The organism is Archangium sp. (assembly GCF_057119385.1).
Window position 1 is genome coordinate 15,175 of the sequence record NZ_DBNGVP010000063.1, and the last position, 25,923, is coordinate 41,097.

At 68.4% G+C, this 25,923-nt stretch carries 27 protein-coding genes and 1 pseudogene; 19 read left to right on the forward strand and 9 right to left on the reverse strand.

The window, feature by feature from the left end; all coding sequences use genetic code 11:
• Window positions 1-39 precede the first annotated feature (39 nt).
• From AC16DP_RS14560 to rpmH, 7 genes are all read right to left on the reverse strand, one after another.
• Window positions 40-1,212 carry a collagen-like protein gene (locus AC16DP_RS14560; protein ID WP_329728725.1) on the reverse strand — a complete coding sequence of 391 codons (1,173 nt, stop codon included), beginning with the start codon at window positions 1,210-1,212 and terminating at the stop codon, window positions 40-42.
• A 239-nt stretch (window positions 1,213-1,451) separates the two neighbouring features.
• Window positions 1,452-1,682, reverse strand: a complete 231-nt coding sequence (locus AC16DP_RS14565) for a hypothetical protein (RefSeq protein ID WP_329728724.1) — start codon at window positions 1,680-1,682, stop codon at window positions 1,452-1,454.
• Between the two features lie 32 nt (window positions 1,683-1,714).
• On the reverse strand, window positions 1,715-2,518 hold the full coding sequence (locus tag AC16DP_RS14570; protein WP_414640711.1) for a KH domain-containing protein: 804 nt from the start codon (window positions 2,516-2,518) through the stop codon (window positions 1,715-1,717).
• Complete coding sequence (gene yidC, locus AC16DP_RS14575; protein ID WP_329728723.1) at window positions 2,515-4,368, reverse strand: membrane protein insertase YidC; 1,854 nt, start codon at window positions 4,366-4,368, stop codon at window positions 2,515-2,517. The genes AC16DP_RS14570 and yidC overlap by 4 nt, the downstream gene beginning before the upstream one ends.
• Before the next feature lie 16 nt (window positions 4,369-4,384).
• Complete coding sequence (yidD, locus tag AC16DP_RS14580; RefSeq protein WP_329728722.1) at window positions 4,385-4,603, reverse strand: membrane protein insertion efficiency factor YidD; 219 nt, start codon at window positions 4,601-4,603, stop codon at window positions 4,385-4,387.
• The gene (rnpA, locus tag AC16DP_RS14585; protein ID WP_329728721.1) at window positions 4,600-5,001 is read right to left on the reverse strand and encodes a ribonuclease P protein component; all 402 of its coding nucleotides are present in this window, start codon (window positions 4,999-5,001) and stop codon (window positions 4,600-4,602) included. The genes yidD and rnpA overlap by 4 nt, the downstream gene beginning before the upstream one ends.
• A gap of 13 nt (window positions 5,002-5,014) precedes the next feature.
• Complete coding sequence (rpmH, locus tag AC16DP_RS14590) at window positions 5,015-5,167, reverse strand: 50S ribosomal protein L34 (protein WP_329728720.1); 153 nt, start codon at window positions 5,165-5,167, stop codon at window positions 5,015-5,017.
• 372 nt (window positions 5,168-5,539) lie between these two features.
• Between rpmH and dnaA the strand changes: the two genes are divergently transcribed.
• From dnaA to AC16DP_RS14615, 5 genes are all read left to right on the forward strand, one after another.
• Complete coding sequence (dnaA, locus tag AC16DP_RS14595; RefSeq protein ID WP_329728719.1) at window positions 5,540-6,892, forward strand: chromosomal replication initiator protein DnaA; 1,353 nt, start codon at window positions 5,540-5,542, stop codon at window positions 6,890-6,892.
• A gap of 113 nt (window positions 6,893-7,005) precedes the next feature.
• Entirely contained in the window at window positions 7,006-7,611 is a 606-nt protein-coding gene (locus AC16DP_RS14600) for a hypothetical protein (RefSeq protein WP_329728718.1), read from the forward strand.
• A 190-nt stretch (window positions 7,612-7,801) separates the two neighbouring features.
• Complete coding sequence (locus tag AC16DP_RS14605; RefSeq protein WP_329728717.1) at window positions 7,802-8,428, forward strand: NAD(P)-dependent oxidoreductase; 627 nt, start codon at window positions 7,802-7,804, stop codon at window positions 8,426-8,428.
• Window positions 8,429-8,654: 226 nt separating this feature from the next.
• Window positions 8,655-9,530 (forward strand): alpha/beta fold hydrolase, encoded by an 876-nt coding sequence (locus AC16DP_RS14610; protein ID WP_329728716.1) that lies wholly within the window; start codon window positions 8,655-8,657, stop codon window positions 9,528-9,530.
• Complete coding sequence (locus AC16DP_RS14615; protein WP_329728715.1) at window positions 9,527-10,162, forward strand: hypothetical protein; 636 nt, start codon at window positions 9,527-9,529, stop codon at window positions 10,160-10,162. The genes AC16DP_RS14610 and AC16DP_RS14615 overlap by 4 nt, the downstream gene beginning before the upstream one ends.
• Here the strand turns inward: AC16DP_RS14615 and AC16DP_RS14620 are convergent.
• On the reverse strand, window positions 10,131-10,646 hold the full coding sequence (locus AC16DP_RS14620) for a secretin and TonB N-terminal domain-containing protein (protein ID WP_329728714.1): 516 nt from the start codon (window positions 10,644-10,646) through the stop codon (window positions 10,131-10,133). The genes AC16DP_RS14615 and AC16DP_RS14620 overlap by 32 nt on opposite strands.
• A 192-nt stretch (window positions 10,647-10,838) precedes the next feature.
• Between AC16DP_RS14620 and AC16DP_RS14625 the strand changes: the two genes are divergently transcribed.
• Complete coding sequence (locus AC16DP_RS14625) at window positions 10,839-11,651, forward strand: hypothetical protein (RefSeq protein WP_329728713.1); 813 nt, start codon at window positions 10,839-10,841, stop codon at window positions 11,649-11,651.
• A gap of 144 nt (window positions 11,652-11,795) precedes the next feature.
• Here the strand turns inward: AC16DP_RS14625 and AC16DP_RS14630 are convergent, their stop codons facing one another.
• On the reverse strand, window positions 11,796-12,575 hold the full coding sequence (locus AC16DP_RS14630) for a hypothetical protein (RefSeq protein ID WP_329728712.1): 780 nt from the start codon (window positions 12,573-12,575) through the stop codon (window positions 11,796-11,798).
• A gap of 122 nt (window positions 12,576-12,697) precedes the next feature.
• On the opposite strand from AC16DP_RS14630, the gene AC16DP_RS14635 reads away from it, so the two are divergent.
• The 13 genes and pseudogenes from AC16DP_RS14635 (at window position 12,698) to AC16DP_RS14695 (ending at window position 25,923) form a co-directional block, all read left to right on the forward strand.
• Complete coding sequence (locus AC16DP_RS14635) at window positions 12,698-12,913, forward strand: hypothetical protein (protein ID WP_329728711.1); 216 nt, start codon at window positions 12,698-12,700, stop codon at window positions 12,911-12,913.
• Between the two features lie 172 nt (window positions 12,914-13,085).
• A pseudogene (locus AC16DP_RS14640) lies at window positions 13,086-14,261 on the forward strand (TIGR02270 family protein); the annotation flags it as partial.
• Window positions 14,262-14,411: 150 nt separating this feature from the next.
• Window positions 14,412-15,449 (forward strand): DUF2169 family type VI secretion system accessory protein, encoded by a 1,038-nt coding sequence (locus tag AC16DP_RS14645; RefSeq protein ID WP_483956729.1) that lies wholly within the window; start codon window positions 14,412-14,414, stop codon window positions 15,447-15,449.
• The gene (locus AC16DP_RS14650; RefSeq protein WP_329728709.1) at window positions 15,446-16,558 is read left to right on the forward strand and encodes a beta-ketoacyl synthase N-terminal-like domain-containing protein; all 1,113 of its coding nucleotides are present in this window, start codon (window positions 15,446-15,448) and stop codon (window positions 16,556-16,558) included. The genes AC16DP_RS14645 and AC16DP_RS14650 overlap by 4 nt, the downstream gene beginning before the upstream one ends.
• Entirely contained in the window at window positions 16,519-17,541 is a 1,023-nt protein-coding gene (locus AC16DP_RS14655; RefSeq protein WP_329728708.1) for a PAAR-like domain-containing protein, read from the forward strand. Before AC16DP_RS14650 ends, AC16DP_RS14655 begins: the two co-directional genes overlap by 40 nt.
• 141 nt (window positions 17,542-17,682) lie before the next feature.
• Complete coding sequence (locus AC16DP_RS14660; protein WP_329728707.1) at window positions 17,683-18,492, forward strand: type VI immunity family protein; 810 nt, start codon at window positions 17,683-17,685, stop codon at window positions 18,490-18,492.
• Window positions 18,489-19,223, forward strand: coding sequence for a hypothetical protein (locus AC16DP_RS14665; RefSeq protein ID WP_329728706.1), 735 nt, complete (start codon window positions 18,489-18,491; stop codon window positions 19,221-19,223). Before AC16DP_RS14660 ends, AC16DP_RS14665 begins: the two co-directional genes overlap by 4 nt.
• A gap of 88 nt (window positions 19,224-19,311) precedes the next feature.
• Complete coding sequence (locus AC16DP_RS14670; protein ID WP_329728705.1) at window positions 19,312-20,697, forward strand: cytochrome P450; 1,386 nt, start codon at window positions 19,312-19,314, stop codon at window positions 20,695-20,697.
• 3 nt (window positions 20,698-20,700) lie between these two features.
• On the forward strand, window positions 20,701-21,423 hold the full coding sequence (locus AC16DP_RS14675) for a class I SAM-dependent methyltransferase (RefSeq protein WP_329728704.1): 723 nt from the start codon (window positions 20,701-20,703) through the stop codon (window positions 21,421-21,423).
• A gap of 77 nt (window positions 21,424-21,500) precedes the next feature.
• The gene (locus AC16DP_RS14680) at window positions 21,501-22,901 is read left to right on the forward strand and encodes a sensor histidine kinase (RefSeq protein WP_329728703.1); all 1,401 of its coding nucleotides are present in this window, start codon (window positions 21,501-21,503) and stop codon (window positions 22,899-22,901) included.
• Window positions 22,902-23,124: 223 nt separating this feature from the next.
• The gene (locus AC16DP_RS14685) at window positions 23,125-24,459 is read left to right on the forward strand and encodes a TIGR02270 family protein (RefSeq protein WP_414640710.1); all 1,335 of its coding nucleotides are present in this window, start codon (window positions 23,125-23,127) and stop codon (window positions 24,457-24,459) included.
• A 58-nt stretch (window positions 24,460-24,517) separates the two neighbouring features.
• Complete coding sequence (locus AC16DP_RS14690; RefSeq protein WP_329728700.1) at window positions 24,518-24,982, forward strand: DUF4150 domain-containing protein; 465 nt, start codon at window positions 24,518-24,520, stop codon at window positions 24,980-24,982.
• A 14-nt stretch (window positions 24,983-24,996) separates the two neighbouring features.
• Window positions 24,997-25,923, forward strand: coding sequence for an AHH domain-containing protein (locus AC16DP_RS14695; RefSeq protein ID WP_329728699.1), 927 nt, complete (start codon window positions 24,997-24,999; stop codon window positions 25,921-25,923).

Below are 25,923 nucleotides of genomic sequence, written 5' to 3' on the forward strand. Positions count from 1 at the left end.
GACATCGAATCGGAGCCGCCCCCCGCCGGACACCGGGGACTACAGGCCGGAGGGGGAGGCGGGGGAGTTGAAGTTCTCGTCGTAGCAACCGTTGCAGGACACGATGCCATTGCCATCGGCCTTGCCACCACGGAGTTGGGAGGAGGCGATGCGGATGGAGTACCCCTCGGCGGAGCGGAGGGTCTGGGTAACACCGGAGAGGGTGGAGCGCTGCACGTCCACGAGTTGGGGAGCGGAGTCGGAGCGCAGGACCTCCAGGGCGCGAGCCTGCTGCCCGGGGGTGCCGGAGCCCGAGAGGGTGCTGTCGCGCACGGAAGCGGGGGAAGAGGCCAGGCGCATCCCCACGGACACGGTGCCCTCGGACCCGGAGACCTCGGCGCGCACGAGCACCACACGGGAGCCCTCGGCCTCCACGCCCAGGGCCTCCGAGCCTCCCTGCCCCAGGGCCGAGGAGTCCCACAGCTCCACGGTGCCCCCGTGCACGGAGACACCCGTGGCCCGAGCCCCACCCTGGGCGAGGAACGAGGAGCCGGACACCTTCACGGAGCAGCCCTCGCACGAGAAGCCCACGGTGTCGCCGCGAGAGGACACGGCACGGGCCTGCACGTGCTCGAAACCACCGGCTCCAGCGCCCGCGGTGGACACCACGCCCACGGTGCGCGAAGCGCCATCGCGAGCCACGGCCACCACATCGCGGGCGAGGAACAGGGACGAAGCGTTGGAGAGCGCCACGGCCTCCCCCGAGCCCCCCAGGTGCTCCACGGTGAGCGAGCGCAACTCGGTATGGTCGGCGGTCACCACGGTGGGGCCAGCTGCCCGGGAGCGCACGGTGGTGAGCTGCTCGCCCGCTCCGCGCAGGTGGATGTACGGGCGCAGCTGAAGCCCCTGGGTGCCGAGGTCATACACACCGGGCTCGACGAAGAGGAGCCAGGGCTCCTCGGCGGAGACCTTCACGATGGACTGGAGGGCGTTGCGCAGGTTCTCGCCGCCGATGAGCGGGGTGTCCCCCGGGGGCACGACGCGGATGCGGGCGAAGTTGCCGGGAGGCCCCATGGGCCCGGTGTCGCCCTTGGGACCCGGCTCGCCGCGAGGCCCGGGGACGGACTCCCCGGCGGGGCCCGGGTCTCCCTTGGGACCGGTGTCTCCCTTGCCTCCACAACCGGAGGCGGAGACGAGCAGGATGGACAGGGGGAGGACGACGAGGCGCCGCATGGGAGAGGCCTCCTGAGCCCCAGGGGGGCACGGCCCGCCGGAACCATCCAGCGGGAAGCCTCCAGGAACTACGTGCGCCCTCCCGCCGCGTCCAGCCGGGCCGGAGCGGGGCGCTGCCAGGCGACGCTCGGAACGTCCACCAGCGGCGCCCCGCGGGGAGCCGAGCCCACCGGGCGACACCTACCCGGGACCGGGGGACATCGCACCGGGGGACGAGTCCTCCGGAACCTCCTCCGCGCTCAGCCGCGCGGCCCCTGCGCGGGAGTGGAGCCGCGGGCGGCGCGCTCGACGCTCTCGCGGTTCTCCTCGATGTACTTCTCGACCGCGGCGTCCTCCAGATCCAGGTCCCGGAGCACGCCGGGGTAGACGAACTTGAAGGCCGGGGACTCCTCGTCCCCGCGCAGCCGGAAGCTCATCTTCATCACGGCGGCGCCGTATAGCTTGTCCTTGAGCGACTTGGCCTTGCCCATGGAATGCCCTTTCGTCGGTGGGCCCCGAAGGCCTAGCCCTCGAGGTCGTCCTCGTCATCGTCGTCCGGCAGCATGCTCCGCTTGGGGAGCGGGGCAGGCTTCTCCGGAGTGAACACCACGCGCCGGTTGCGGCCCTCGCCCTCGCAAGAGACCTTCACCCCCGGCACACCCTCTACTGCCTTCAGGACGCGCGCGCGGTCATCTTGCTTCACTGTAACGAGCGCGTAGAAGCGGCCCAGCGAGGCCGACTTCTCGGCCAGCTTGCGAGCCACCTCGCGCAGGGAGGGATCCTCGGCCACCTCCACGGAGCGCTCATCCGACTCGGACCCACGGGCCGGGGCGGCGGAAGCCCTGGCCTGCGGGGGGGCCGGCGGGGCTCCCCGGGCGGGCTTGGGCTGCGGCTGCGGCCGGGGCGCGGGCGCGGGGGCGGCGGCCTGGGGAGCGGGCTGCGGCGCGGGGGCGGCGGCCTGAGCGGCCTGGGCAGCCTGGGCGGCGGCCTGCTCGCGCTTCAGCCGCTCGCTGCGGGGCTCCGGGTGGACACCGGCGCCCACCAGGAGGAAGCGCCGCTCGGCACCCGGGCGGTGGAGCATCTTGTTGAGGAGGAACTGGAGCGAGTCCACCACCTGGCTGCGCTTGCCCATCTCCACGCCGGGAGGCGGCTCGCCCTGGAAGTGCAGGGCGACGGAGAGGCTGCCATCGCTGGCGTCCTTGAAGTCGAGCCGGGCGGGGAAGCCCATCATGCCGAGGATGTCGGTGAGCAGCCGCTCCACGCGCAGGCGCATGTCCGCGCCGCCCGCGGGAGCTGCAGTGGACCCGGGTGCCTGCACGTCGCTCACTTGCGCTTGCCTCCCGCCGTGGCCGTGGCCGTGCCCGCCGGCAGCCCGCCATCACCGCCGCCCTTCTTCTCCAGCCACTTCCTCAGGCCGTACTGCTGGGCGATGGAGAGGATGTTGTTGGTGAAGATGTAGAGCGCGAGGCCGGCCGGGTAGTTGAACAGCGTGGCGGTGAAGAGGATGGGGACGAACCAGGTCATGATCTTCGCCTGGGTCGGGTCACCCATCTGCGGCTGGAGCTTCTGGGTGATGATCATGCTGACGCCCAGCGCGAGCGGCAGCAGGTAGGTGGGATCCTTGAAGGTCAGGTCCCGCCACACCGGACCGAAGAAGGGCTCCTGGTAGATGTCGTAGCTGTTGCGCAGGGCGGTGAAGAGGGCGATCCACACCGGCATCTGGATGAGCATGGGGAGGCAGCCGCCGAGCGGGTTCACCTTGGCCTCCTGATAGAGCTTCATCATCTCCATGTTCTGGCGCTCGCGGTCGTCCGCGTACTTCTTGCGCAGCTCCTCGACGCGGGGCTGGAGCTTCTTCATGGCCTCCATGCTCACCATGGAGCGGTGGGTGAGGGGCAGGAGGATGACCTTCACCAGCACGGTGAGCAGGATGATGGCCACGCCCCAGTTGCCCACCAGGCCGTGGAAGAACTTCATGACGCCCACCAGCAGCTTGGCGATGACGGCCCACATGCCGTAGTCGATCGTCTCCGTGAGCTGGGGGTTGTAGGCGGTGGCGGCCAGGCCGGTGGCCTCGCGCAGCGCCTGGCCGGGCACCACGGCGAGCAGGTCATTCTCCTTGGGCCCGAAGTAGCCGCCGAAGCGCAGCGTCACCGTCTGGCCGGGGGCCGCGGTGAGCGGGAAGCTGGCGGTGATGCCACGGGCCTCGGGGGTGGCCACGAACTCGCAGCGTCCGGGGAGGGGCCCATCCAGCGGGTAGAGCGCGGAGAGGAAGTACTGCTGATCGATGCCGAAGTAGTGCACGGGGCCGCGCGTCTCCTCGGCGTCCGGCAGGCTCTGCTCGGGGGCCAGCTTGTGCTTCTCCTCGCCCACGTGGCACGAGGCGTAGCTGAGGTTGCCCACGCCGCCGAAGAAGGACGGGGCGTGCTCGTTCTTCGAGTCGATGGCGCGGTTGTAGTGCACCTGCAGCTCACCGGTGGCCGGCTGCGCCGAGGTGTTCTTCACCTGCAGCGTGTAGAGCAGCTCGAAGCCCTCGCGCGCCCACTGCAGGCTCTTGGTGACCTCCCACGGGCCCTGGCGGGCGGTGAAGAGGGTGCCCTGGCCGGGGGAGCCCGTGTCGGCCGCGGTGTAGCGCGCGTCGGCCGCCAGGGGCGCGGGGCCGGCGATGGACACGGACAGCGGCAGGGGCTGGCCCGGCACCGGCTGCGCCAGGTTCATCTGCGGCGGAGGCGGCACGTTGCCCCCGAAGAGCAGCTTGTAGCCCTCGACGACGGACACCTGCCCCTGCTCGCGCATCTTCGGGCCCTGGAGCTCGGCCGAGACGAGGCCGGCGCCCTGGGTGGAGAAGGTGTAGTGGGCCGACTCGCGCTGGAAGTCGAGCGTGCGCACCGGCGGGGGCGGCGTGGCGTCGGCGGCGGCCACGGTGCCCTCCGAGCCGGTGCCCGCCGGCGGCAGGCCCGGCGTCCCGCCCGCACTCGCGGTGGGTGCGGCCGTGCCCGCGTCGTTGCCGGCCACCACCTGCCCCGCGTCCGCGGCCCCGGCCTCGGGCGGCGGGCCCTGCGGGGCGGCGAAGTAGGTGTAGGCGAAGGTGAGCGCCATCGCGAGGGCGAGCGCAATCATCAGTCGCCGCTGGGAGTCAGCCGAGTTGGACGAGAGCGGATCCAGATCGTCGTTCATAGGGAGGGGAGGGCGGTCAGGGCACCGGGTCGAAGCCGCCCGGGTGGAAGGGCTGGCAGCGCAGGAGGCGCCAGAGGATGAGCCGCACGCCGCGCAGGGCTCCGTGCTTGTGGAGGGCCTGGAGGGCGTACGAGGAACAGGAGGGGTGGAACCGGCAGGCCGGGGGCAGGAGGGGCGAGAGGAAGCGCCGGTAGAAGCGGATGGGAAGCGCGAGCAGCCAGGCGAGAGGGCTCATCGGGTGGACTCCCGGGGGCCGGACGGAAACAGCCTCTGCAGCTTGCGGGTGATGCCATCGAAGGCGCGAGACAGGTCCGAGAACGACGCATCCTTGGCGGACTGGCGCACGACCAGGACTACGTCCACACCGGAGGGCCATTGCCCGCGACGCTTGCGGAAGAGCTCCCTCAGGAGCCTTCGCAGGCGGGCACGCTCCACGGCATTGCCCACCTTGCTGGAGACGGTGAGGCCCACGCGGCTGTAGGGCCGGGCGTTGGGCCGGGCGAGTCCCAGGAGACAGTCAGCGGGAAGCTTCTGACCCTTCTCCTGGACCTCGAGGAACTCGCGCCGGGTAAGCAGGCGCAGGGCCTTGGGAAAGCGCTCGTCGCGAGGTGGCGCCTGGCCCTCGGCCTTCACGCGAGCGTCCCAACTACTTCTTGTACGCGGACACCACCAGGCGCTTACGGCCCTTGGCGCGGCGGCTCTTGAGCACGTCCTGACCGCCCTTGGTGGAGTTGCGCTTGCGGAAACCGTGGGTGCGGTTGCGCCGGATCTTCGAGGGTTGATAGGTGCGCTTGGACACGGCTGGACTCCTGGGACGACGAGACGCCCGAACGTGAAGTGGGCGCCCTTATCCACGAGACTGAGGAAGGCGGCGCTCGTAACCCGATCTCCCACCCAAGTCAATGTCGGATCACTCCGGGCTGTCCGGACCTGACCGGCCCGCGCCCTTTTGCGCCCCACACCCGGGGTGAAACGCAGTGGGGGTGGGAGGACTCGCACCACAACCGGTGGGAGGGGGCGGGGGATTCCGCGCGGGGGCTGAGATCGGACGAGTGGGGGTAGAGGCGCGGAATGTCAGGAGCCGGGGCGGCAAACTTGATCGCCCAGGGGGGGCCTGTTAGCACGGTCGGCCCCCTCCCTGGCGGTCTCGCCGGGGTTCCGGAGGCCTTTCGTGAACGCGCTCGCCCGCCCTCTGCCCCACCAGCCAAGTGCCGAGAATGTCTGGGAGATGCTCCTGGACTGCCTCAAGCGGGACGGGAAGGACTACGCGCTGAACTGGCTCAACCGGATGCAGCCGCTGGAGGTGCGCGAGGACGTGCTCGTGCTGGCGGTGCCGGACCGCTTCTACCAGGACTGGGTGGATGACCATTACCGGGGGCTGCTCGAGTCCACGATGGCGCGGGTGACGGACACGCCCAACCGGCTGGGCTACGAGGTGGTGCCGGGCCTGGCGCCTCCGCCGGAGCTGCAACCCGCACCGGCGGTCAAGACGGACGGGAGCCGGCCGCCCCGGCTCAACGCCCGGTTCACCTTCCAGAACTTCGTGGTGGCCGATAGCAACCAGCTGGCGGCCGCGGCGGCCCAGGCGGTGGCCGACACCCCCGGCCGGGCCTACAACCCGCTCTACATCTATGGCGGCACGGGCCTGGGCAAGACGCACCTGCTGCACGCCATCGGCAACAAAATCTGGGACAGAGACCCCACGCAGCGGGTGGTGTACCTGTCGAGCGAGCAGTTCACCAACGAGTACATTGAAAGCGTGCGCGAGCAGCGGATGCCCGAGTTCCGGAGGAAGTTCCGGGACGAGTGCGACGTGCTGATGATCGACGACGTGCAGTTCCTGGGACGGAAGGAAGAGACGCAGCGGGAGTTCTTCCACACGTTCAACACGCTGCACGAGCAGGGCAAGGCCATCATCCTGACGAGCGACATGGTGCCGGCGGAGGTGCCCGGGCTGGAGGAGCGGCTGCGCAGCCGGTTCAGCATGGGGCTGATCACCGACATCCAGGAGCCGAGCTTCGAGACGCGGGTGGCCATCCTGCAGAAGAAGGCGGTGATGGAGGGGCTGGACCTGCCGGACGAGGTGGCGCACTTCATCGCGAGGGCGTTCCAGAAGAACGTGCGGGAGCTGGAGGGGGCGCTGGTGAAGGTGAGCGCCATCCACTCGCTGTCGAGGCACCCGGTGACGGTGGACTTCGCCTCGCACGTGCTCAAGGACGTGCTGCCGTCGCGGCAGGTGGTGGATGTGGAGAGCATCCAGAAGGAAGTGGCGCGGTTCTACAAGGTGCCGGTGGAGGCGCTGAAGGAGGACCGCCGGCACAAGGCGCTGGCGCACGCGCGGCAGGTGGCCATGTACCTGAGCCGCAAGCTGACGAAGGGCTCGTTCCCGGAGATCGCCGCGCGGTTCAACAAGGACCACTCCACGGTGATTTCGGCGGTGCGCAAGGTGGAGAAGCTGCGCGAGACGGACGCCGGGGTGAAGCGCGAGCTGGACGAGTTGGAAGCGAAGCTGACCGGCGAGTGAGCCGTGCCGCCCCGGAGGGCGGGCATCCGGACACATGACCTGAGCGGTGACTTGACGGGAGGTGACCTCATGGGTCAACCTACGGGAGAAGTCACCACAGGAGGAGTGCGTCGATGGATCGGTCCACGTCGGTGCCCATGGGGATGGGCGAGCAGTCCCTCACGCCGGGCGAGCAGCGGATCCTCGCCTTGATGGAGCAGGGCCAGCAGCGGTTGGAGCAGGGACAACAGCGGTTGGAGCAGCGCCTGGACGGCGTGGAGCAGCGCCTGCAATCGCTGGAAGAGGGTCAGAAGCGCACCGACCAGCGCCTGGACGGCATGGACCAGCGCCTGGACGGCATGGACCAGCGCCTGCAATCACTGGAAGAGGGTCAGAAGCGCACCGACCAGCGCCTGGACGGCATGGACCGGCAGCTCGCGCAGTTGAGGCTCGACGTGGCGGAGGAAGCCATCCGCAGCAAGCTGCGGGACCGGGATCTGTCCAGCGAGCTGCAGCACTTGCAGGATGAGCACCGGGAACGGCACATCCGGCTGGTGGGTGAGATCAAGAGTGCCCAACAGACGACGCTCCAGACCATGTACGCGGAGATGAACTCGTTCCGGACCCTGCTGTCCGAGCGGCTCGCTCAACACGACACGCGCTTGGAGGCGGTGGAAAGAACGCTCAAACGGTACGATGAGCGCCTGACCCAGGTCCCGCGAGCGGCCGCGTCACCTTGACGCCACACACCGCGAGTCCCGATAGCGGTAACCCACGCCCCACCCGCCGCCTCTGGACGCCTCGGGCCGTGAACAGCTTGCGGACAAGCATGGGCCGGGGGCGCTATACACCCGGAGCCGCGCTCGTCCGAGCCAGGGCCCGAGGGGCCCGGCCCCTGTACACGGGACGCGGCACGGAGGAGCAACACCCATGCGGTTGACGGTCTTCGGAGCGACGGGGCGCGTCGGGCACACGCTGGTGCACGAGGCGCTGGGCCAGGGGCACGAGGTGACGGCGTATGTGCGCGACCCGAAGCGGCTGGGCATCAAGCACGGGCGGCTCTTCGTCAAGAAGGGCAGCCTGGAGGACGGCGCCACCGTGGCCGAGGCCCTCCGCGGCGCGGAAGTCGTCGTCAGTGCCATTGGCGCCCGCGACGCCACCCACGCCGTCACCGTGGTCACCGAGGCCACGCGCGCCATCGTCACCGCCATGAAGGCCGAGGGCCTCAAGCGGCTCGTCACCGTGGGCGCCGCCGGACTGCTGCCCCACCCGGCCGGAGGCCTCACCGGAGAGCACGGCCTGCCCCCCTTCCTCCGCCATGCCTTCGAGGACCACCGGGGCGCGCTCCAGGTGCTCCAGGAGAGCGAGCTCGACTGGGTGGTGGTGTGCCCTCCCGTCATGCCCAGCGGCGTGAAGACGGGCAAGTACCGCACCGCCGTCGAGTCCCTCCCCACCGGCGGCCGTCAGGTCTACGCCGAGGACGTGGCCGACTTCACCCTCAAGACGGCCCTCGGCAACGAGCACCACCGCGTCCGCGTCGGCATCGTGGGCGACTGAGCCCCCGCCGGGCGCGCGCGTCTCCAACTGGTCCAACAATCGGACCAGTTCGCGCCCGTCGTCACCGGAGGGCTCCACGCCTCCCTCCCCTCGCCTCCCTCCCCTCGCCCTCCGGGAGAGGGACGGGGTGAGGGTATCGCGTGCACTCGGTTTGCCACTGGCGCTGGCGAACCGCGGATCCGGGCCTTACACAGTGCCCACCCGTGAGCCCCCGCGAGTCCCTCGTATGAAGCCGGCCCCGCTGTCCCTCCTCGTGTCCCTCGTGTTCGCCCTGTCCGGCTGCGCGCTCCCCGCGCCTGGCTCGGGCAAGGTGCTGCGCACCGGGCCCACTCCCGTCTCCGAGGCCTTCTTCGAGGTGCGCGCCCGTCACACGGACCTCGTCTCCGTGCGCGTCCTCTTCCCCTCGGACACCGAGGGCCACCCCGCCCGGCCCACCGACGGCGCCCCCCTGCCCGCGCTCGTGCTCGTCCACGGCGGCCTCGTGCCCCCCGAGGACTACCTCTGGCTCGCCGAGTCCCTCGCCGCGCGTGGCTATGTCGTCGCGATGCCCTCGCACCCGCTCGACCTGGCCCTGTCCGCCATCGACAACGGCCACTTCGCCCGCGAGCTCCTCACCTCGCCTCCCGAGGGCTCGCTCCTCGAGGGCCTCGTCCACCCCTCGCGCATCGCCGTCGCCGGCCACTCGCTCGGCGGCGTCGTGTCCGCCAAGCTCGCCCTCGACGGGGGCTTCGCCGCCCTCGTCCTGCTCGCCAGCTACCCGGACCCGGCCGACGCCGAGCGCATCCCCTCCCTCTCCGTGCCCTCGCTCTCGCTGGCCGGTGAGCTGGACTGTCTCTCGGAGCTGCCCCGCGTCCGGGAGGATGCCTCCCGCCTCCCCGCGCCCTCGGTGCTCGCCGTCCTCCAGGGCGTCACCCACTTCCAGTTCACCTCCAGCGACCGGCGGGACGTGGAGGACGGTTGCGCGCCGACCCTGCCACTCGGCACCGCGCACGAGCGCATCACCGAGGTCCTCTCGCGCTTCCTCGACGCCGCGCTCACCGGACAGGGCACCGGCGCCGATGCCATCCGCCAGGTGCCCGGCACGGAGGTGATTGCGCGATGAAGGCCCTCGTCTTCTCCACGGCGCTGCTGCTCGCCCCGGTGGCCGCCGCCGAGGCCCCCGTCCTCACCGCCCGTGGCCGCGTGGACGCCTCGCACCTGTCGCTGCTCGCGGGCCCCCAGGGCGTGGGCCTGGGCTTCCTCCTCGCCGCGCCCCCCATGCCCGGCTCCCGGCCCACCGCCTTCGGTGGCGAGCTCTTCGTCCTGCCCTCCACCGGGGTGCTGGAGTTGCGCGGCGCCGGCCAATGGCAGCTCACCTCGGGCGAGGGCGTCTTCCACGCCTCGGCGCAGCTCGGGCTCACCGCCCATGGCGTGGTGCGCGGCCCCGCGGACCTGGGCGCGGGTCCCCACGCGGGCCTCACCGCGAGCCTCGGGGGCCCCCGTCTCGAGGGCTTCCTCGGCGCCCAGGCTGGACTCGAGGCCTTCCTGCGCACCGGCGGCCCCCGCGTGCCCCTGCGCGCACTGCTCGGCGCGCGCGGACGGCTGGGGCCCTGGGGGCTCACGCTCACCGCTCGCGCCGGGGTGGACCTGGAGGGCGGCCTCTCCGCCTCCTGGCGGGGGGATGTGCTGCTCGCCCTGAGCTGGTACGGCCGCGTCGTGGAACCTACGGCAGCCTCGGCGCCTCCACGTCCGTGACGATGAGCGTGTTGGTGCGCGCATCCACCGTCACACGGCCCCTCGGCGACAGCACCCCCTGCACGTGCGGCAGCAGCTCCGACGCCCGCGCGTAGTTGACCGGAATCAGCCACGTGCGCAGCGGCGCCGTCTGCTCCTTCGCCTCCTTCAGGCGCACGAGCATCTCGGCCTCCTCCCGCAGCGTCTTCAGCGACGCCACCCGCAGGATGTTGCCCCGCCGCTCCATCCCCAGCCCGCGCGAGGCCAGCACCACGTCCAGCGCCTCCGTCCACGCCACGTTGCGCAACGACAACGTCACCGTCCCCTGCACCTCCTCGGACACCACCAGGTTCAGCCGGCCCTTGTCCGCCAGCATCCTCAGCACGTCGTGCACGTTGGCGCGGGTGACGTTCAACGAGATGCGCTTCGTCTCCTCCGGCGGCTTCGCCACGGCGGGCGCGGCGGCGAGCGTCAACGCGAGAAACACGGCTCGGGCAGGTCTCATGCAGCGACTCCAACCTCTTGTCCCTACTCCCTTCAAGGACCTCCCGCCCTTTTGTCCTCCATGGACGCGGGGGTGGGATGCGCCCTGTCCCGCCCCCACATCCCCGGCATGTGGCCGGCGCTCCACCCCCGAGGTCTTTCTTCTCGGAACCGGAAGCCCAGGGCCGGCAGCCGCTCCCCGTTCCACGACGCCATGAACCTTCCGACTCCCTCGCTCCGTCAGTCCCTGCTGTGCGCCACCCTGGCCCTCACCGCCTGTGGAGGAGAGGGCGCCTCGCTGCGCTTCTCCGTCCGCGAGAGCCAGGCCCAGGCCGCCAGCGCCCTCGTGGCCGCCGCGTCCCCCGCGGCCTCCCCCGCGCCCACCTTCACCAGTGGAGACATCACCTTCACGCTCACCGAGGCGCGCATCCACCTCAAGGACATCCGGTTGGATCTGCCACAGGGCAGCAAGTGCAACGACGTGAGCGGCCTGCTCTCGGGCGCCACCTGCCAGGGCGGCGAGTCCGGCAGCGGCTCGGGCACCGTCGTCGTCCCCGGCCCCATCGTCGTGGACCTCATGACGGGCGCCACCACGCCGGACCTGTCCGGGCTGCGCCTGCCCGCCGGCACCTACAAGCGCATCGACTTCCGCCTGGAGGAGGCCAAGGCGGACGAGGTGGCCTCCACGGAGCCCATCGTGGGCTACAGCCTCCTGGTGAAGGCCGGCTTCACCCGCGATGGCGCCGCCAACACCCTGGACCTCAAGCTCAAGTTCAGCGAGGACGCGCGCTTCCAGTCCGCCACCGGCGTCGAGGTCGGTGAGAACGACGCCCTGCTCGCGCTCCTCAAGCCCCAGGTGTGGCTCGAGGGCCTGCCCGTGGCCTCGTGCATCCAGTCGGGCGACCTGCGGCTGTCCGGCAACGTGCTGCTCCTGGACGAGCAGGCCAAGGGCGCTTGCAGTGATGCCGAGACGCTCGTGAAGAACAACATCAAGAACAGCGGCGACTTGCGCAAGGCGAAGGAGTAGCCCCGAACCGGCAACCCTGACGCGCGCTCTCCCAGCGCGCGCCGGGACCGCCGGTCCGCACACGGTGGGTGCCTCCCACCGTGGTTTCGGGACCGGGCCCCCTCCAGGCCTCCACCCTGGAGGGGGCCGTGCGGCCTTCCCCGGCTAGCCCGTGGCGAGCAGCTCGCCCAGCAGCACGGTGAAGCGCGGCCAGAGCCACACCCACAAGAGCATCGCGCCCGCGCCCAGTCCCGTCGCGGCCAGGGCCTGTCCCCGGCGGCCGATGGGCGGACGGGCCTCGGGATTCACGCGCCGCAGCGCCGTCAGCCCCAGCCCCAGCGCCACCGGCGCGAAGAGCGGGAAGAACACCCCGTACAGCCCGAGCTGCAGGCCCACCAGCGCCAGGGGGTTGTTCTCGTGGCGGTTCCACAGCCGCAGCAGGACGCCGTCCGGAACGGGCACCCGGTGGAAGAGCTTGTGCCTCGGGTCCTGGTGGACGGAGGCCCCCAGGCCCAGGAAGAACGGGGCGGGGACGACGAGCAGGGGCTCCTGCAACGCCAGTCCCACCACCCCCAGGCCCACGGGCAGGGCGAGCAGCCCCGCGCGGGCCCACCGCTGGCCGAAGAAGCTCCCCACGCCCACCGCCGAGCAGGCGAGCAGGAAGGCTCCCGCCAGAGCGTCCCCGGACGCCAGCAACGTGAGACCGGGCGCCAGCGTCACCAGTCCCCCCAGGCCGAGGAACCAGGCCCACGTGTCCCGCCGGCCCCACAGCTTCTGGCGGAAGGCCTCCAGGTAGTTGACCTCGGGGAGCGCGGCGCAGGCGGCGCAGTACACGGCGCCGAGCACCCAGGTGGCACACCCCGGACAGAAGAAGCCGCCGCAGCGCCCGCAGATGCCCTCGGCGGGGACGTCCGGGTGCGCGGCACAGCAGGGAGCGGGGGACATGGCCCCAGTATCCCACGAAGCCGCCCGCCCCTTCCTCGAAGGGCGGAGCAGGCGCCGCTTGTTGCCATCCCGGTCCACTCCCACCCTCGAAAGGGAGGGCACTACCGAGAGAGGGATACGCCATGGCGGACCACACCTGGGGCAACTGCAAGGGCTGCCGCTTCTTCAACAGCCACAACGCCCAACCCGATGACACCGAGGTCGCCCAGTGCATGCAGCCGGAGCTCCAGGAGTTCGAGCTGCAGGTGACCGGAATGAGTGGTTGCAAGGAATTCGAGGCCCGCACCGGTGTCTCCGGTGGCGCCTTCCAGGAGCCCGAGGCCACCACGATGCATTGAGCACCACGCCACCGGAAGGCGGAAAGCGGACGGGAGCACGGAGCAACGTGGTCCCATCCGCGGCAGATGCCAACGTCCATCCGAGCCATTGATTCCAAGACAGCATTTCCAACCAGGATGAGCGGTATGCTCAGCCCGACGCAGGCTGGTAGCAATCCCGGTTGGCATGCCCATGGAATCGATCCTGTTGGACATCTTCGAGGAGCACCTGGATGAAGCTGCCTTTCTGTGGACCCAGTGGGAACAAGCACTGGAGTCCCCCGACTTCACTCTCGAGGAGACTGCCACGGTTGAAGCCCGGCTCCGCGCACATCTGGACGGTCTTGTCGTGGGTGAAGCGGCTGTCGCCGAGGCGCTGCTGAAACCGTCCCTGGAATCAGAAGACCCCTCCATCCTCTTCGCTACTGCATTCGCGCTGCTGGACGGCGCTGAGCGCATCCAGCCATCGGACATCCTGGCGCTGCTGTTACCCCGAGCCTCGAATCTGCACGCCCCCATCCAGAGAGCGTTGGAACTGAACGAGCGGGAAGAGCTGACCGAGGCCCTCGAGCCCTTGCTGAAGGAGTCCACGCCGGAGCACCTGGCTCTGGCACTGGAGGTACTGGCCTTCCACCACGTCACACCCAAGGACGCCGCTGTGCACGTGCTCCTCCAACACGAGGAAGAGCGACTGCTGGTGGCAACCCTGCGGTGCATTCAACCCCTGCCACGTCACCTCCTTCGCGGCCATCTGCCCCGCCTCCTGGCGGACCCCCGTCCCGCGGTCCGTGATGCGGCCATGGTGGCCGGATTGATATCCGGGGCTCGCGTGGCCTGGGAGCGCTGCCTCGATACGACAGGGCGGCACGCGGCCCCCAGCCGCCAGCAATTGCTGCTGCTGGGACTCAGTGGGGAAAGCCTCGGCACCGAGCGGCTTCTGAACCTGTTGGAGGTGGCGGAGTTGCGCGCCGACGTCTTCTGGGCGCTTGGCTTCAGCGGTCAGTTCGCTGCCGCGGAGGCCTGCCTGGAGTGGTTGGAGCATCCGGTACTCGCACCTCTGGCAGGTGAGGCGTTCAGCGCCATCACCGGACTCTCCCTGCGGGACGACTATCTCCTCGAGAAGCAGGAGGAATCCGCCCAGGAACCCCTTCCGCTGGAAGAGGAAGATCTGGACGCGGACCTGACCCCCCGGCCCGAGGAGTCCCTGCCCATCCCCCACCCGAAGGCGGTTGGCACCTGGTGGCACGAAAACCGAGGGAACTTCACGCCCGGCCAGCGCTACCTGCGCGGTCGCTCCTTTTCCATGGAGGCCCTCCTGGCGGAGTTGAGCCAAGGCCCCATGCGCCGGCGCCATGCCCATGCATTGGAGCTCGCCTTGCGCAGTCAAGGCGCATGCAGGCTCCAGACACGCGCCTTGACCCGGCGGCAGGGCACGGGAACTGGCCCGGCTTCGACACACCGCTCCACGGCTCTCCGTGCGCCCTTTGTCCGGCATACTGGGAGGAGGGTGAGGGCAACCATGTGGGCACTCGAGAACCACACTCCTTTCGCAGCCGAACGAACCTGGGTCATCGACAAGGATGGAGCCAAGCGATGGGTCGTCGCCGTCAAGGGCACCTACGACATCCTGGAGGATCAGCGCACCCGCCTGGCCGAGGAACAGTCCGAGCCCCTGCTCCTGCCCCAGTACCGGGGAGAACAAGGCAGCTCCAGCCTCCTCCATGAAGTGGATTTGACCGCGCCCAAGACGTCCACGGATGTCCTGCTCAACGCCCTGGCGCACGCTCCAGGTGGCAAGCCCACCACGACGGTGGATGTCTCGTTCCAGCTCGGTCCCCTCCAGAAACACCTGCGTGTCTTCGGAGATCGTCAGTGGAAGCGCGGCCTGCCGGGCTTGTTGGGAATGACGCCCCCGCGGCCCTTCCTCACCATGCCCCTGAGTTACGAACGCGCTTTCGGTGGCCGGGACTCCCGGGCGGATGACCCGTCCGAGCACCGTCTCCACTCCAGCAACCCCGTGGGCACGGGCTTCGTCACCCGCGCCGCCCATGCCGAGGAGATGGCCCTGCCCAATGTCGAGGATCCCCGTCAGCTCATCAGCTCGTGGAAGGATCGGCCCCACGCCGCCGGGTTCGGAGCCATCGCGAGCTACTGGTCACCCCGCCTGGAGCTGGCGGGTACCTACGACGCGCATTGGAAGAAGACGCGCTTCCCTCTGCTCCCCTCGGACTTCGATGAGCGGTTCCACCAATGCGCCCCGGCCGATCAGCAGGTCCCCGGATTCCTCACCGGTGGAGAAAGGGTCGAGCTCGTCAACCTCTCCCGCTGGCCACGGCTTCGCTTCGCGCTGCCCAAGGTCTGGCTGGTCTTCAAGACATTCTTCGGGCGCAGGTCCGTGGAACACCGTGCCCGGCTCCACACCGTCATCCTCGAACCCGAGGTCCCCCGGGTCATCCTGGTCTGGCACACCAGCCTCTCCTGCCACCATGACTCCGACAAGTTGGACGTCACGGTCATCGACCAGAAGGAATACCTCTCCAGGGGGGGCCTCGCATGAGTGCTCGGGTCGGCATCATCGGATTGGGTGCCCGTACCCCCGTGGGGGTGAAGGCACCCCATGCGGCCGCCGCGGTACGGGCTGGCATCTGCCGCTACGGCAACCACCCCTTCATGATCGACAAACAGGGACATCCGATGAAGGTGGCGAGGGACGGTCTGCTGCCACCGGAATTGGGGGGGTCGAAGCGATTCCAGGCGCTGGCCTCGAGCGCTCTGGAGGAGTCGCTGAGCCCCCTGGCGTCCCAGGCGAGCGCGGGATGGGCCCTCCCCGCCGTGGTGGCACTGCCCGATTCACGTCCCGGCTTGCCCGGAGCGCTGGCGGATGCACTGACCCACTGGCTGCGGGAGGACGCATCGCTGCCCATCCGCCTCGCGCAGCTCGAGTGGCTACCCCACGGGCACGCGGCTGGGCTCATGGCGCTCGAGCGCGGCTGGCAGCTCATCCAATCCGGCCGGGCCGAGCTCTGTCTGGCGGGGGGGATTGATTCGTACCTGGAGGCGGAGACCCTGGAGTGGCTCGATGAGCGGGAGCTGCTGAAATCGTCGGCCAACCGCTCGGGCTTCATCCCGGGGGAGGGCGCGGGTTTCTGTCTGCTGGCCTCCGCGAGGGTGATCCGCCAGCTCGGCCTGTCTCCGCTGGCGTGGATCGTTTCCGCAGCGACCCGGCGGGAGGAGCACCCCTTCGGCACCCAAGGCATCAACGTGGGACGAGGCCTCTCCGAGGCCATTGCCGGCGCGACCCGGGTACTGGGCGATCCCCCTACCCAGCTGGCGGACACCATGTACTGCGATCTCAACGGCGAGCCCCATCGTTCCGAGGAGTTCACCTACGCCAGTCTCCGATGCCAGCTGGCTTTCGCAGATCACACTGATTACGAGACTCCGAGCGATTGCTGGGGAGATGTCGGGGCCGCCACTGGGCCCCTTCTCGCATGTCTTGCCACGGCCTCCGGGCGCAGGCGTTATGCTCGGGGTCCCCGGCCGCTGTTGTGGGCCAGTTCGTATGGGGGGGAGCGCTCCGCCGTTCTCCTCCACCTCGAGAACATCGCGGAAAGGGAGATGCCAGCATGGGCACGGTCTCGGTCAACCCCCCCAGGACACCCGTGACGGAGGGCAGCGACGGAAAGGCCCCCGCCACGCTGCCCAACATCTGCAAGATGCCGGGTCCCCCGGCGCCCTTCGTCCCCGCGCCCCTGCCCAACGTGGGCACCTCCGGGGACAAACTCAACAAGGCCACCAAGAAGGTCCTCATCGAGGGCAAGAAGATCGCCATCAAGGGCTCCTACTTCATGAGCACCGGCGACATGCCCAGCAAGCCCCAGGGTGGAGGGCTCATCTCCGGCCAGACCCATGGCAAGACCGAGTGGGTGGCCCCCGGCTCCATGGACACCAAGGCCGAGGGCAAGAACATCCAGTTGCTGGGTGATGCCATGACCAACAACGGCGGCAGCCCGGCCAACTCGGGGACACTCCCCGGCGAGGTCCAATCCACCGCCACCGCCATCCCCACGGCCGAGGAGAAACTGCAGCAGATCGCCTGCAAGTGCGACAAGCAGGTGAAGGCCGACGAGCAGAGCACGTGCATCGAGCTGGGCAACAAGAAGCACGAGTGCTGCGAGAAGGAACTGGCCCAGCACAAGAACAGCGGAAAACCCCCCAAGCTGGGAGGGGAACGCGGCTATGACACGCAGAGCCCACCCCAGCAGATCCACACGACACGCAAGGAACTCGAGCAGCAGATCTCACGAGATGTCAGGAAGGATGAGATGTTCGCCAGTGCCTCCGAGCGGACCCTCAGGGGGATCATCTGGAGCAAGTTCCTGCGGAAGCTGCGGGGCACGCGCTGGCCAGACGCATGCGCCCTGGATGACCAGGGCAAACCCTCCCAATTCTTCGACTTCAAGTTCCAGTGCCCGAAGGGCGCGCGCATCCGCCGCAAGAAAGGCGGCGGATGGGTCACTTCCAAGGGAACCACTTCCACCGGCTGGGGAGAGGGTCAGCGGGAAAAATACGAGGCACTCAGCCAGTCACTTGGAATCGACGTGGATGAGAATCCGCCCACGATCATCAGCAGCGAAAACTGCCCCTGAAGCATGACTCTTCCCATGGACTCCCTCACCCGAACGATACGGCTGAAAGGAAAGGACGTCGTCCTCATCCGCCCCGGCCTGACACTCAACCTCTACCTCGACACTCCTCTGCCAGAGAGCGCTCCCAGGTGTGCTGACGCCGTGGAGGCGTATCTGGCCCAGGTCGGTCCCGATACCCTCCGCACCTATATGGCGGACAACGGCCAGTTCAGGCCCTTGACGTCCAAGCAGATCTCCAAGGACCTGCGCAACCTGCGCAACCTTCCCGCGGGTCGTGACAGCTACCGGATTCTCTACAACCAGGGGGAGGAGGGCGAAGTGGGCACCCATGCCATCTACTTCGAGGGCAGCTCGCTCGCCGAGCCCGAGCCCCTGCCCGACAAAACCCACGTGCTGCGCCTGGAGTTCCCACCGCCTCCCGCCGGAGACGAGTGGCTCGAGCCCTTCATCGGGTTCGTGAGCCGGATCGCCAACCTCGTCCCCTTCCAGTCCGGCAACGCGGGCTTCGCCTTCAAGCACGTGGGAGTGCTCCAGAGCAACGTGAGGAAGGAGATCAACCAGCTGCTGCCGAGGTACTACGGCTTCGATCCCTCCTATGACTCCGCCCGCATGAAGATGCGAGGGCGCGCCTTCGGAGCCCACTGGCTCACCCTGCTGCGCACGGACCTCATCCAGAAGCTGGGGGGCATGGAGGCCCTCCGGGCCGCGCTCCCACGAGCCGAACTGCGCCCGCTCGACCAGGGCCTGCTGATCCGCGCGGCCAGACGTCCCCCGCTCGGAGACGTCAACCGCCAGTGCGCGGATATCGGCTGCATGCCGGAGGTGGCACGGCTGCTGCGTCCCATCCGCTACGAGGCCAAGGGGTTCGGCCAGCCGCAAGAGGTCTTCGACGCGCTCGCCTGGCTCGCCCGCTACGACGACAAGGCCTCCCAACCCTGGGATGCGCCATGATCGAGCGCCCGTTCAAGCTCTCTCACCGCCCGATGCTCCCCCCCACCCGGATGGAGCTGGTGGTGGCTTTCGAGGCCCCCGTTGCCGAGCAGGAGCACCCGTTCGCCCCGCTCGAGTACTTCCAGGAGGTCGCCGCGCTCGGAGGGCTGGGCGGAGAGAGCATCCCTCCCACACAATCCTCCCTCCAGCTCACGGGCCATGGGCAGCTGTCCAGCAACACCTGGAACTGGCGTTATGAGGCGGTGCGCCTCCACCCCTCCAGCCTGTTCATCCTCGAGAACGTCCTCCACGGCATCCACATGGAGGGCCACCGCATCCAACACGCCACCCTCTCCTCCGGCCTGCTCCCCAGTCAGCGACAGGCTCCCGAGCAGGTATTGCCCTTCGCCTATGAGCCCCTGCCCTTCGAGTACACGTTCGAAGCCGACAGCACGGAGGCGCTCATCGAGGTAGACTTCGTGAAGGAACAAGGACCCGAGTCGCTCCAGCGCTTCGCGGCCGCTTGGTGGTCATGGCTGGGACTGGTCCAACGCGGCGGGTTCGCCGAGGAGCTCTTTCCACCCGGCACGATGAAGACCTACCAGGCAAGAGACCCGCTCATCCATTCCCACGGTTTGCAGTTCTTCCTGGAAGATGTGACGGCCGGGGGCGAGGCATTCGACAGCTTCGTCAACATCCTCCATGGACTCCACCTGCGTGGAGCAACCATCGATTCCGTGCTCGTCTGTTGAGAGACACGTGCGTCCCACCCGGCACAGCCGCTAGCGTCCCGCTCGTCCGGTCTCCGCCCGGAGGCCGGCGCCACACGAGGGACGCGCCATGCCGGAAGCACGCACGATGGGAGAGGCCCCGGGACCCCGGGGCCACTGGTTCTGGGGCAGCATCCAGGAGCGGCGCCACGATCCGCTCCAGCTCTTCGTACGCGCCCACCAGGAATACGGAGAGCTCGTCCGCTTCCGCATGGGGCCCGCCATCAGCCTCGTCTCCGTCACCAGCCCCGAGCTCGTCAAACACGTCCTCGTGGACCACGCGGACCGGTACGGCAAACCCTCCAGCCTGGTGCGCGATGCGTGGCCGGTGCTCGGCAATGGCCTCTTCACCAGCTCGGGCGACTTCTGGAAGCGCCAGCGCCGCCTCATGCAGCCCGCCTTCCACAAGGAGCGCCTGGCCACGCTCGCCGGCTCCATGGTGGAGGCCACCCAGCAGATGCTCGCGCGCTGGCGCTCCCGCCCCTCGGCGTCCGAGCCCCTCGACGTCGGCGCCGAGATGATGCACCTCACCCTGGGCATCGTCGGCCGCGCCCTCTTCTCCACCGACATCAGCGGCACCGCCAACCGGGTCGGCCAGGCCCTCGGCGTCGCCCTCGCCGAGACGAACCACCGCATCCTCTCGCTCGGGCTCCACGCCCCGGACTTCCTCCCCACCGCGCGCAACCGCGCCTTCCACCAGGCCCTGCGCACCCTCGACTCCGTCGTCTTCGACATCATCGCCCGCCGCCGCTCCGGCGAGACGCGGGGGGATGATCTGCTCTCCACGCTCATGGCCGCCCAGGACGCCGACACCGGCGAGCGCATGACGGATGCCCAGCTGCGCGACGAGGCCATGACGCTCTTCCTCGCCGGCCACGAGACCACCGCCAACGGGCTCTCCTGGCTGTGGCACCTGCTCGCCCAGAACCCGGAGGTGGAAGCCCGCGCCCGCGCCGAGGTGCAACGGGTGCTCGGCGGCCGCGCGCCCACGGCCCAGGACATCCCCCAGCTGCGCTACCTCACGCAGATGTTCGAGGAGACGATGCGCCTGTACCCGCCGGCGTGGATCATGGCCCGCCAGCCGGTGAAGGAAGACGAGCTCGGCGGGGTGCTTATCCCCGCCAGCCCGCGCGTCATCGTCGTCACGCCGCCCTACGCCCTCCACCGCAACCCGCGGCTGTGGCCGGAGCCGGAGCGGTTCGATCCGGAGCGCTTCTCGCCCGAGCAGACCGCGCAGCGCCCGCGCCTGGCGTACCTGCCCTTCGGCGGCGGCCAGCGGCTGTGCATCGGCAACAACTTCGCCCTCATGGAGGCCACGCTCATCATCGCCGAGGTGCTGCAACACTTCCGGCTGCGCGCGGTGCCGGGCCACACCGTGGAGCCCGAGCCGCTCGTCACCCTGCGGCCCCGGGGCGGCCTGCCCATGTTCGTCGAGCCCCTGCACGCGAGCGCCTGAGCCATGTTCCACCCGAAAGGACCGGGCTTCCTGGAGCTGGTGAGGCAGGGCCTCAGCTCGGTGGAGCGGGGGTATGACTTGCTGGCGCCGAAGTTCGACTACACGCCCTTCCGCACGCCGGACGACGTGCTGAAGGCGAGCGTGGAGCAGGTGGGCCCGCCGGGGAGCGTGGCGAGCGCGCTGGACGTGTGTTGCGGCACGGGGGCGGCGATGCGTCCCCTGAAGGCGCTGTGCCGCGAGCGGGTGGTGGGGGTGGACCTGAGCCAGGGCATGCTGGACGAGGCACGCCGGAGGCTCGCGGACGCACCGGGCCCCGCGGCGCTCGAGTGGGTGCGCGGGGATGCGCTGGAATTGCCCTGGCGCGAGAAGTTCGAGCTCGTGACGAGCTTCGGCGCCTTCGGTCACATCCCCGAGGAGGACGAGCCGCGGCTGGTGGAGTCCATCCACCGGGTGCTGAAACCGGGGGGCCGCTTCCTGTTCGTGACGGGGGAGGAGCCCTCGCGGCTGAGGCCGGGCTACTGGATGGCGAAGACATTCAACGCGGCCATGCGGGTGCGCAACGCGGTGTGGAAGCCGCCCTTCGTCATGTATTACCTGACCTTCCTGCTGCCGCGCGCGCGGGCGCTGCTGGAGGCGCGAGGCTTCCACGTGGAGGTGCGGCGGGACGCGCTGCCAGGGAAATACGCGCGCTACGGATTGTGCGTGGTGCTCGCTACCCGGCAGTGAAGGGAAGCCCGCCTGTTCAGGATTGACGCGGGCGGCATAGCATCGCCGGACACTCTCGCTGGAGCGCCGCCGAGCCCATGTCTCCGCTGTTGCCGCCCCCGGACGCCGGGTTGATCACGCGTCACTCCTCGCCCGAGCAGAGGCGGCGGCGGTGGAGGATGAGCGCGGTGTTCGCGGCCTCCATCCTGCTGCTCTACCCGCTGGACCTGCTCATGCTGCGGCAGCCGAGCCTCGCGACGCTGGCGGTGCGGGCCGCCTGGTCCGTGGAGATGGTCCTCTACACCTGGCTGTTGATGACGCTGGAGGAGCGCTGGCTGCCGCTGATCCTGCGCATCCACACCGGCCTCATGAGCAGCTTCTTCATGGCCATCGTCTATTTCACGGGGGGGACGAGCAGTCCGTTCATGACGCTGGTGCCCTCGATGCCGCTGTTGATTTCGCTCATCCGGCCGGGGGACACGAAGCCGGCCATCATCTGCGGGGTGATGTGTGCGCTGGGGACGCTGGGCATCGTGTGGCGGACGGAAGGCCCGGTGATGAGCGCGCTGGCGTGGGCGGGGATGGTGGCGGCGTCGACGTTCTTCGGGGTGTACGGCTCATCGCAGTTCCGCAAGACGCAGGCGGCGGAGCACGAGGCGCGGGTGGAGCGCGAGCGCCGCGAGTCGATGGAGCAGCTGACGAAGGCCGAGCGCCACCGGGCGCAGTCGGAGAAGCTGGCGACGGTGGGGCGGCTGGCGGCGAGCGTGATGCATGAAATCAACAACCCGCTGGCCTTCGTGGGCTCCAACCTGGAGTACCTGCGCACGGAGGTGCTGGCGCAGCCGCTGCCGGAGGCGCTGCGGCAGGAGTTCCAGGAGGTCTTCGACGAGACGCGCACGGGGATGGAGCGCATCCGGCAGATCGTCTCGGACCTGAAGGGCTTCTCGCGGATGGACGTGGAGGAGCCGAGCGAGTGCGTGCTGGCGGACGTGGTGTCGGACGCGGCGAGGCTGGCGGGGGTGCGGCTCAAGCACGTGGCGAAGCTGACGGTGCGGATACCGGCGGAGCTGTCGGAGGTCTTCGCGACGAGACGCAGACTGGCGCAAGTCATCCTGAACCTGCTGGTGAACGCGGGGGACGCGCTGGAGGAGGCGAAGGTGCAGGGCGGGGAGGTGCGGGTGACGGGGAGGGAGGAGGGAGGCCAGGTGACGCTGCTGGTGGAGGACAACGGACCGGGCTTCCCCCCGGAGGTGCTGCCGAGGCTCTTCGAGTCCTTCTTCACGACGAAGGGGCCGGAGAAGGGGACGGGGCTGGGGCTGAGCCTGTCGCGGGAGATGGTGGAGCGCTTCGGAGGAAGACTCACGGCGGAGAACCGGACGGAGGGAGGCGCGAGGCTGCGCCTGGAGCTCCCGGTGCACAAGCCCGCCGCACCCAGCGCGGCTGCCCCAGAGTCCCCTGGCACGGAGAACCCCTCTCCCCCCGGGAGAGGGACGGGGTGAGGGTGCCAGGGCCCCGGAGTTGTTTCCCGTGGGCCCACCCGTGAGCCCGTGCCCACCCGACCTCCGTGACACGCCACAGGCAGGCTTGCAACCAGCGAGACCCGACGAAATGGTCGGTGGTTCTTTGCATGATTGAAGCCACGATGGGAATCACCTGCGCGAAACTCTCAGCCAGGGTTATATTATTCAAGGAGAGCTAACTTGCCCCTTGCCAGGAGTAGCAATGTTCTCACGCCCCGATCGCAGCCTGCGGTGGGATGTGCTGGAAGAGCACCTGAGTGAGGCCAGCTTCCTTTGGACGCAGTGGGAAAACAGGCTGAAAGCCCCCTCCCATACGCTCAAGGAGGTAGCCGAAGGGGAAGAAGGGCGGCTGCGTGCGCACCTTGATGCACTGGTGGCGGGTGGGCGACGCGTGGCGGCCCGACTCTTGAAGCCGACCCTGGAAGAGGATGACGGAGAGCGTATTCGCGCTGCGGGCTTCGTCCTTCTCTCCCCGGGAGAGGGACAGGACGTCCCGTGTGTTCTTGAGCACTTCTCCGAAGAAGGAGAGGAGACGAACCGCGCCAGCCTTCAACGTGCTCTGCAGATGAGTGAGTGCACGGGACTCTCGGATGTACTTCGGCCGCTCTTGGCAATAAAGGAACCGGGTCTTCAATCTGCGGTTCTAGAAGTGCTCCGCTTCCGCCGTACCCACCCGGGCACGCCATTTGCTCAGCTACTGTCACACCCTGACCCAGAGGTGAAGGCAGCCGCACTCCGTGCCGCTAAATTATGGCCAACAGAGGTAGACGCGAATCTCGTGCGGCAAGCACTCGCGTCACCAGAGCCTCCGGTACGTGAGGCTGGCCTTGAGACAGGTCTCATCCTGGGACTCAAGGCAGCGTGGACCTCGTGCCGGCAATGGGCGAGTGCGCCAGACGCCGCTGGCCACGTCGCCCGGGTAGCGCTGGCTTGTGGAGGAGATCGGCACGACCTTGAGCAGCTGCTGGAACTACTCGCGGTGCCAGCACTCCAGCGGAGCGTCCTCTGGGCTCTCGGTTTCAGTGGCCGGCTGGCCGCGGCCCAGGCCAGCTTGCGCTGGCTGAGAGACCCAACGCTAGCAGGAGTCGCAGCCGAGGCCTTCTGCTCCATCACCGGGCTGTCACTCCAGGGGCACATGGTGCGCGAGCGGGATCAAGAGACTGGTGAAGAACCTGTTGCGCTGGAGGATGAGGATTTGGATGCGGACTTGCTCCCGGGTCCAGACGAAGAGCTGGTCCTGCCAGAGCCAGCCGCCATCGAGGCCTGGTGGGCCGAGGCGCAAAAGAACTTCAGTCGAGACATTCGCTACCTGTGTGGTCAGCCCTTCTCGTTCGAGCGCCTGCTGGATGGGCTCGAGCAATTGCCGATGCGACGAAGACCCGTACTCGCACTGGAGCTGGCCATCCGAAGCCATGGTCAGCATCAGATCGAGACGCAAGACTTCACCCACATCCAACGGATGCAAGTACGGACGGCTTGGGAACGACCGGAAAGGAGCATTCCCATGGGTCCCTTCGCGGATTGGATGCGGTCATGACATCATGAGCCCAGGGTTTGAACTCAGCTCGTAGGCCTGAAGACGAAACGGAGGCGCCATGAGTACGACGGTGGGAGTCAACAATATGTCGGTCGTCCACAAGGAGACCAACGGCACGACGGTGGCTTTCCCGGATGTCTGCAAGACGCCGAGCCCCGGGGGCCCCATTCCCATCCCCTACCCGAACATCGCTCGCTCGGCGGATACCGCTCAGGGCAGCAAGACAGTGTCGGTGGAGGGCAAACCGATCTGCCTCAAGGACTCCAACTTCAGCACCAGCACGGGAGATGAAGCTGGGACGGCTGGAGGAGGGGTTGCGTCCAGCAAAACGAAAGGCAAAGCGGAATTCGTCAACTACTCGTTCGATGTAAAGGTCGAGGGGAAGAACGTCGCGCGGGCCTTTGACCTCATGTTGCACAACAACAAGAACACGCCGCCCTTCCCGCTGATTCAACCTCCTGTCGTCGCGATGAAGAACACCCAGAACGGGTGCAACTGCCTGGCTTGCAAGGAGAAGGTCTAGAGGAGGGACGCGCCATGGCCAAGACGCCGAAACACTTTCCCAGCGAGGCAGATGAGAAACTCCATAAGCAAATCAATGGCACCGAAGAGGGTGGTGCATGCCTGACAGGTCACTCGACCCGGTACGATGATGCCTGCAGTTGCACCTATCGCTGGCAGGCTGTGCGCGAGTCCCGCAGAGCGCGCCAAGGCGTCTACGACAAGAATCCCACCGTTACTCAGGAGAAGGCCAACGAATACCTTGAGAAGAATCCTCGAGTCACCTCTGGATTCCTACCTACTTCCCAATATACCACGAAGAGGAAGTCACGCTTCCCCTCGCCCACTCAATACAGCGACAGGATCAAACTCCCAGAAGAGGGAGATTGGTACGTCTCGGGCCCTCTCCGCTCCAATGCGACGGATGCAGTGGGTAAGGGCATCCCGCAGGGCAAGAACTTCACAACCTGGACCTGGCCCTACTGGAACAACGCGCACCACCTAATCCCCAAGGGAACGCTCAATACGGTGATCAACGAAATCGCCGAGGATGACTGCCGTCAACTCGTGAGGGAAGGACTTCTGCACGCCGAGTATAACGTCAATCACCACATCAACGTCATCCTCCTGCCCATGGACACAGAGGTCGCGCGCGTCCTGGACTTGCCGCGCCACCTCGTCCTGGAAGACGATTCAATCGTCAAAGAGAAGGGCTCAAAGCTCAATCATAGGGAATACAATCAGAACGTCAGGACACGGTTGGACAGCATCATCGACTCGTACAAAGCCACATGCGACCGGGAGCGCCAAACCAACTGCGACCCATGGCCCGTCATCAAACTCTCCAAGAAACGGTTGGAGGTCCTCTCGCAACACTGCTACGCCAAGGTCACCCAGTTCGGCAATGAAAACCCAGGAGAGGCGATATCTGCGCTGCCCCCGCTCCTACGCCCAAAATCATAG

What these genes read in the sequence shown, in the direction of transcription:
- AC16DP_RS14560 (WP_329728725.1), bottom strand. Translation starts at nt 1,212, where the DNA reads ATGCGGCGCCTCGTCGTCCTCCCCCTGTCCATCCTGCTCGTCTCCGCC.
- AC16DP_RS14565 (WP_329728724.1), bottom strand. Translation starts at nt 1,682, where the DNA reads ATGGGCAAGGCCAAGTCGCTCAAGGACAAGCTATACGGCGCCGCCGTG.
- yidC (WP_329728723.1), bottom strand. Translation starts at nt 4,368, where the DNA reads ATGAACGACGATCTGGATCCGCTCTCGTCCAACTCGGCTGACTCCCAG.
- yidD (WP_329728722.1), bottom strand. Translation starts at nt 4,603, where the DNA reads ATGAGCCCTCTCGCCTGGCTGCTCGCGCTTCCCATCCGCTTCTACCGG.
- AC16DP_RS14600 (WP_329728718.1), top strand. Translation starts at nt 7,006, where the DNA reads ATGGATCGGTCCACGTCGGTGCCCATGGGGATGGGCGAGCAGTCCCTC.
- AC16DP_RS14605 (WP_329728717.1), top strand. Translation starts at nt 7,802, where the DNA reads ATGCGGTTGACGGTCTTCGGAGCGACGGGGCGCGTCGGGCACACGCTG.
- AC16DP_RS14610 (WP_329728716.1), top strand. Translation starts at nt 8,655, where the DNA reads ATGAAGCCGGCCCCGCTGTCCCTCCTCGTGTCCCTCGTGTTCGCCCTG.
- AC16DP_RS14615 (WP_329728715.1), top strand. Translation starts at nt 9,527, where the DNA reads ATGAAGGCCCTCGTCTTCTCCACGGCGCTGCTGCTCGCCCCGGTGGCC.
- AC16DP_RS14620 (WP_329728714.1), bottom strand. Translation starts at nt 10,646, where the DNA reads ATGAGACCTGCCCGAGCCGTGTTTCTCGCGTTGACGCTCGCCGCCGCG.
- AC16DP_RS14625 (WP_329728713.1), top strand. Translation starts at nt 10,839, where the DNA reads ATGAACCTTCCGACTCCCTCGCTCCGTCAGTCCCTGCTGTGCGCCACC.
- AC16DP_RS14630 (WP_329728712.1), bottom strand. Translation starts at nt 12,575, where the DNA reads ATGTCCCCCGCTCCCTGCTGTGCCGCGCACCCGGACGTCCCCGCCGAG.
- AC16DP_RS14635 (WP_329728711.1), top strand. Translation starts at nt 12,698, where the DNA reads ATGGCGGACCACACCTGGGGCAACTGCAAGGGCTGCCGCTTCTTCAAC.
- AC16DP_RS14645 (WP_483956729.1), top strand. Translation starts at nt 14,412, where the DNA reads ATGTGGGCACTCGAGAACCACACTCCTTTCGCAGCCGAACGAACCTGG.
- AC16DP_RS14650 (WP_329728709.1), top strand. Translation starts at nt 15,446, where the DNA reads ATGAGTGCTCGGGTCGGCATCATCGGATTGGGTGCCCGTACCCCCGTG.
- AC16DP_RS14655 (WP_329728708.1), top strand. Translation starts at nt 16,519, where the DNA reads ATGGGCACGGTCTCGGTCAACCCCCCCAGGACACCCGTGACGGAGGGC.
- AC16DP_RS14665 (WP_329728706.1), top strand. Translation starts at nt 18,489, where the DNA reads ATGATCGAGCGCCCGTTCAAGCTCTCTCACCGCCCGATGCTCCCCCCC.
- AC16DP_RS14670 (WP_329728705.1), top strand. Translation starts at nt 19,312, where the DNA reads ATGCCGGAAGCACGCACGATGGGAGAGGCCCCGGGACCCCGGGGCCAC.
- AC16DP_RS14675 (WP_329728704.1), top strand. Translation starts at nt 20,701, where the DNA reads ATGTTCCACCCGAAAGGACCGGGCTTCCTGGAGCTGGTGAGGCAGGGC.
- AC16DP_RS14680 (WP_329728703.1), top strand. Translation starts at nt 21,501, where the DNA reads ATGTCTCCGCTGTTGCCGCCCCCGGACGCCGGGTTGATCACGCGTCAC.
- AC16DP_RS14685 (WP_414640710.1), top strand. Translation starts at nt 23,125, where the DNA reads ATGTTCTCACGCCCCGATCGCAGCCTGCGGTGGGATGTGCTGGAAGAG.
- AC16DP_RS14690 (WP_329728700.1), top strand. Translation starts at nt 24,518, where the DNA reads ATGAGTACGACGGTGGGAGTCAACAATATGTCGGTCGTCCACAAGGAG.
- AC16DP_RS14695 (WP_329728699.1), top strand. Translation starts at nt 24,997, where the DNA reads ATGGCCAAGACGCCGAAACACTTTCCCAGCGAGGCAGATGAGAAACTC.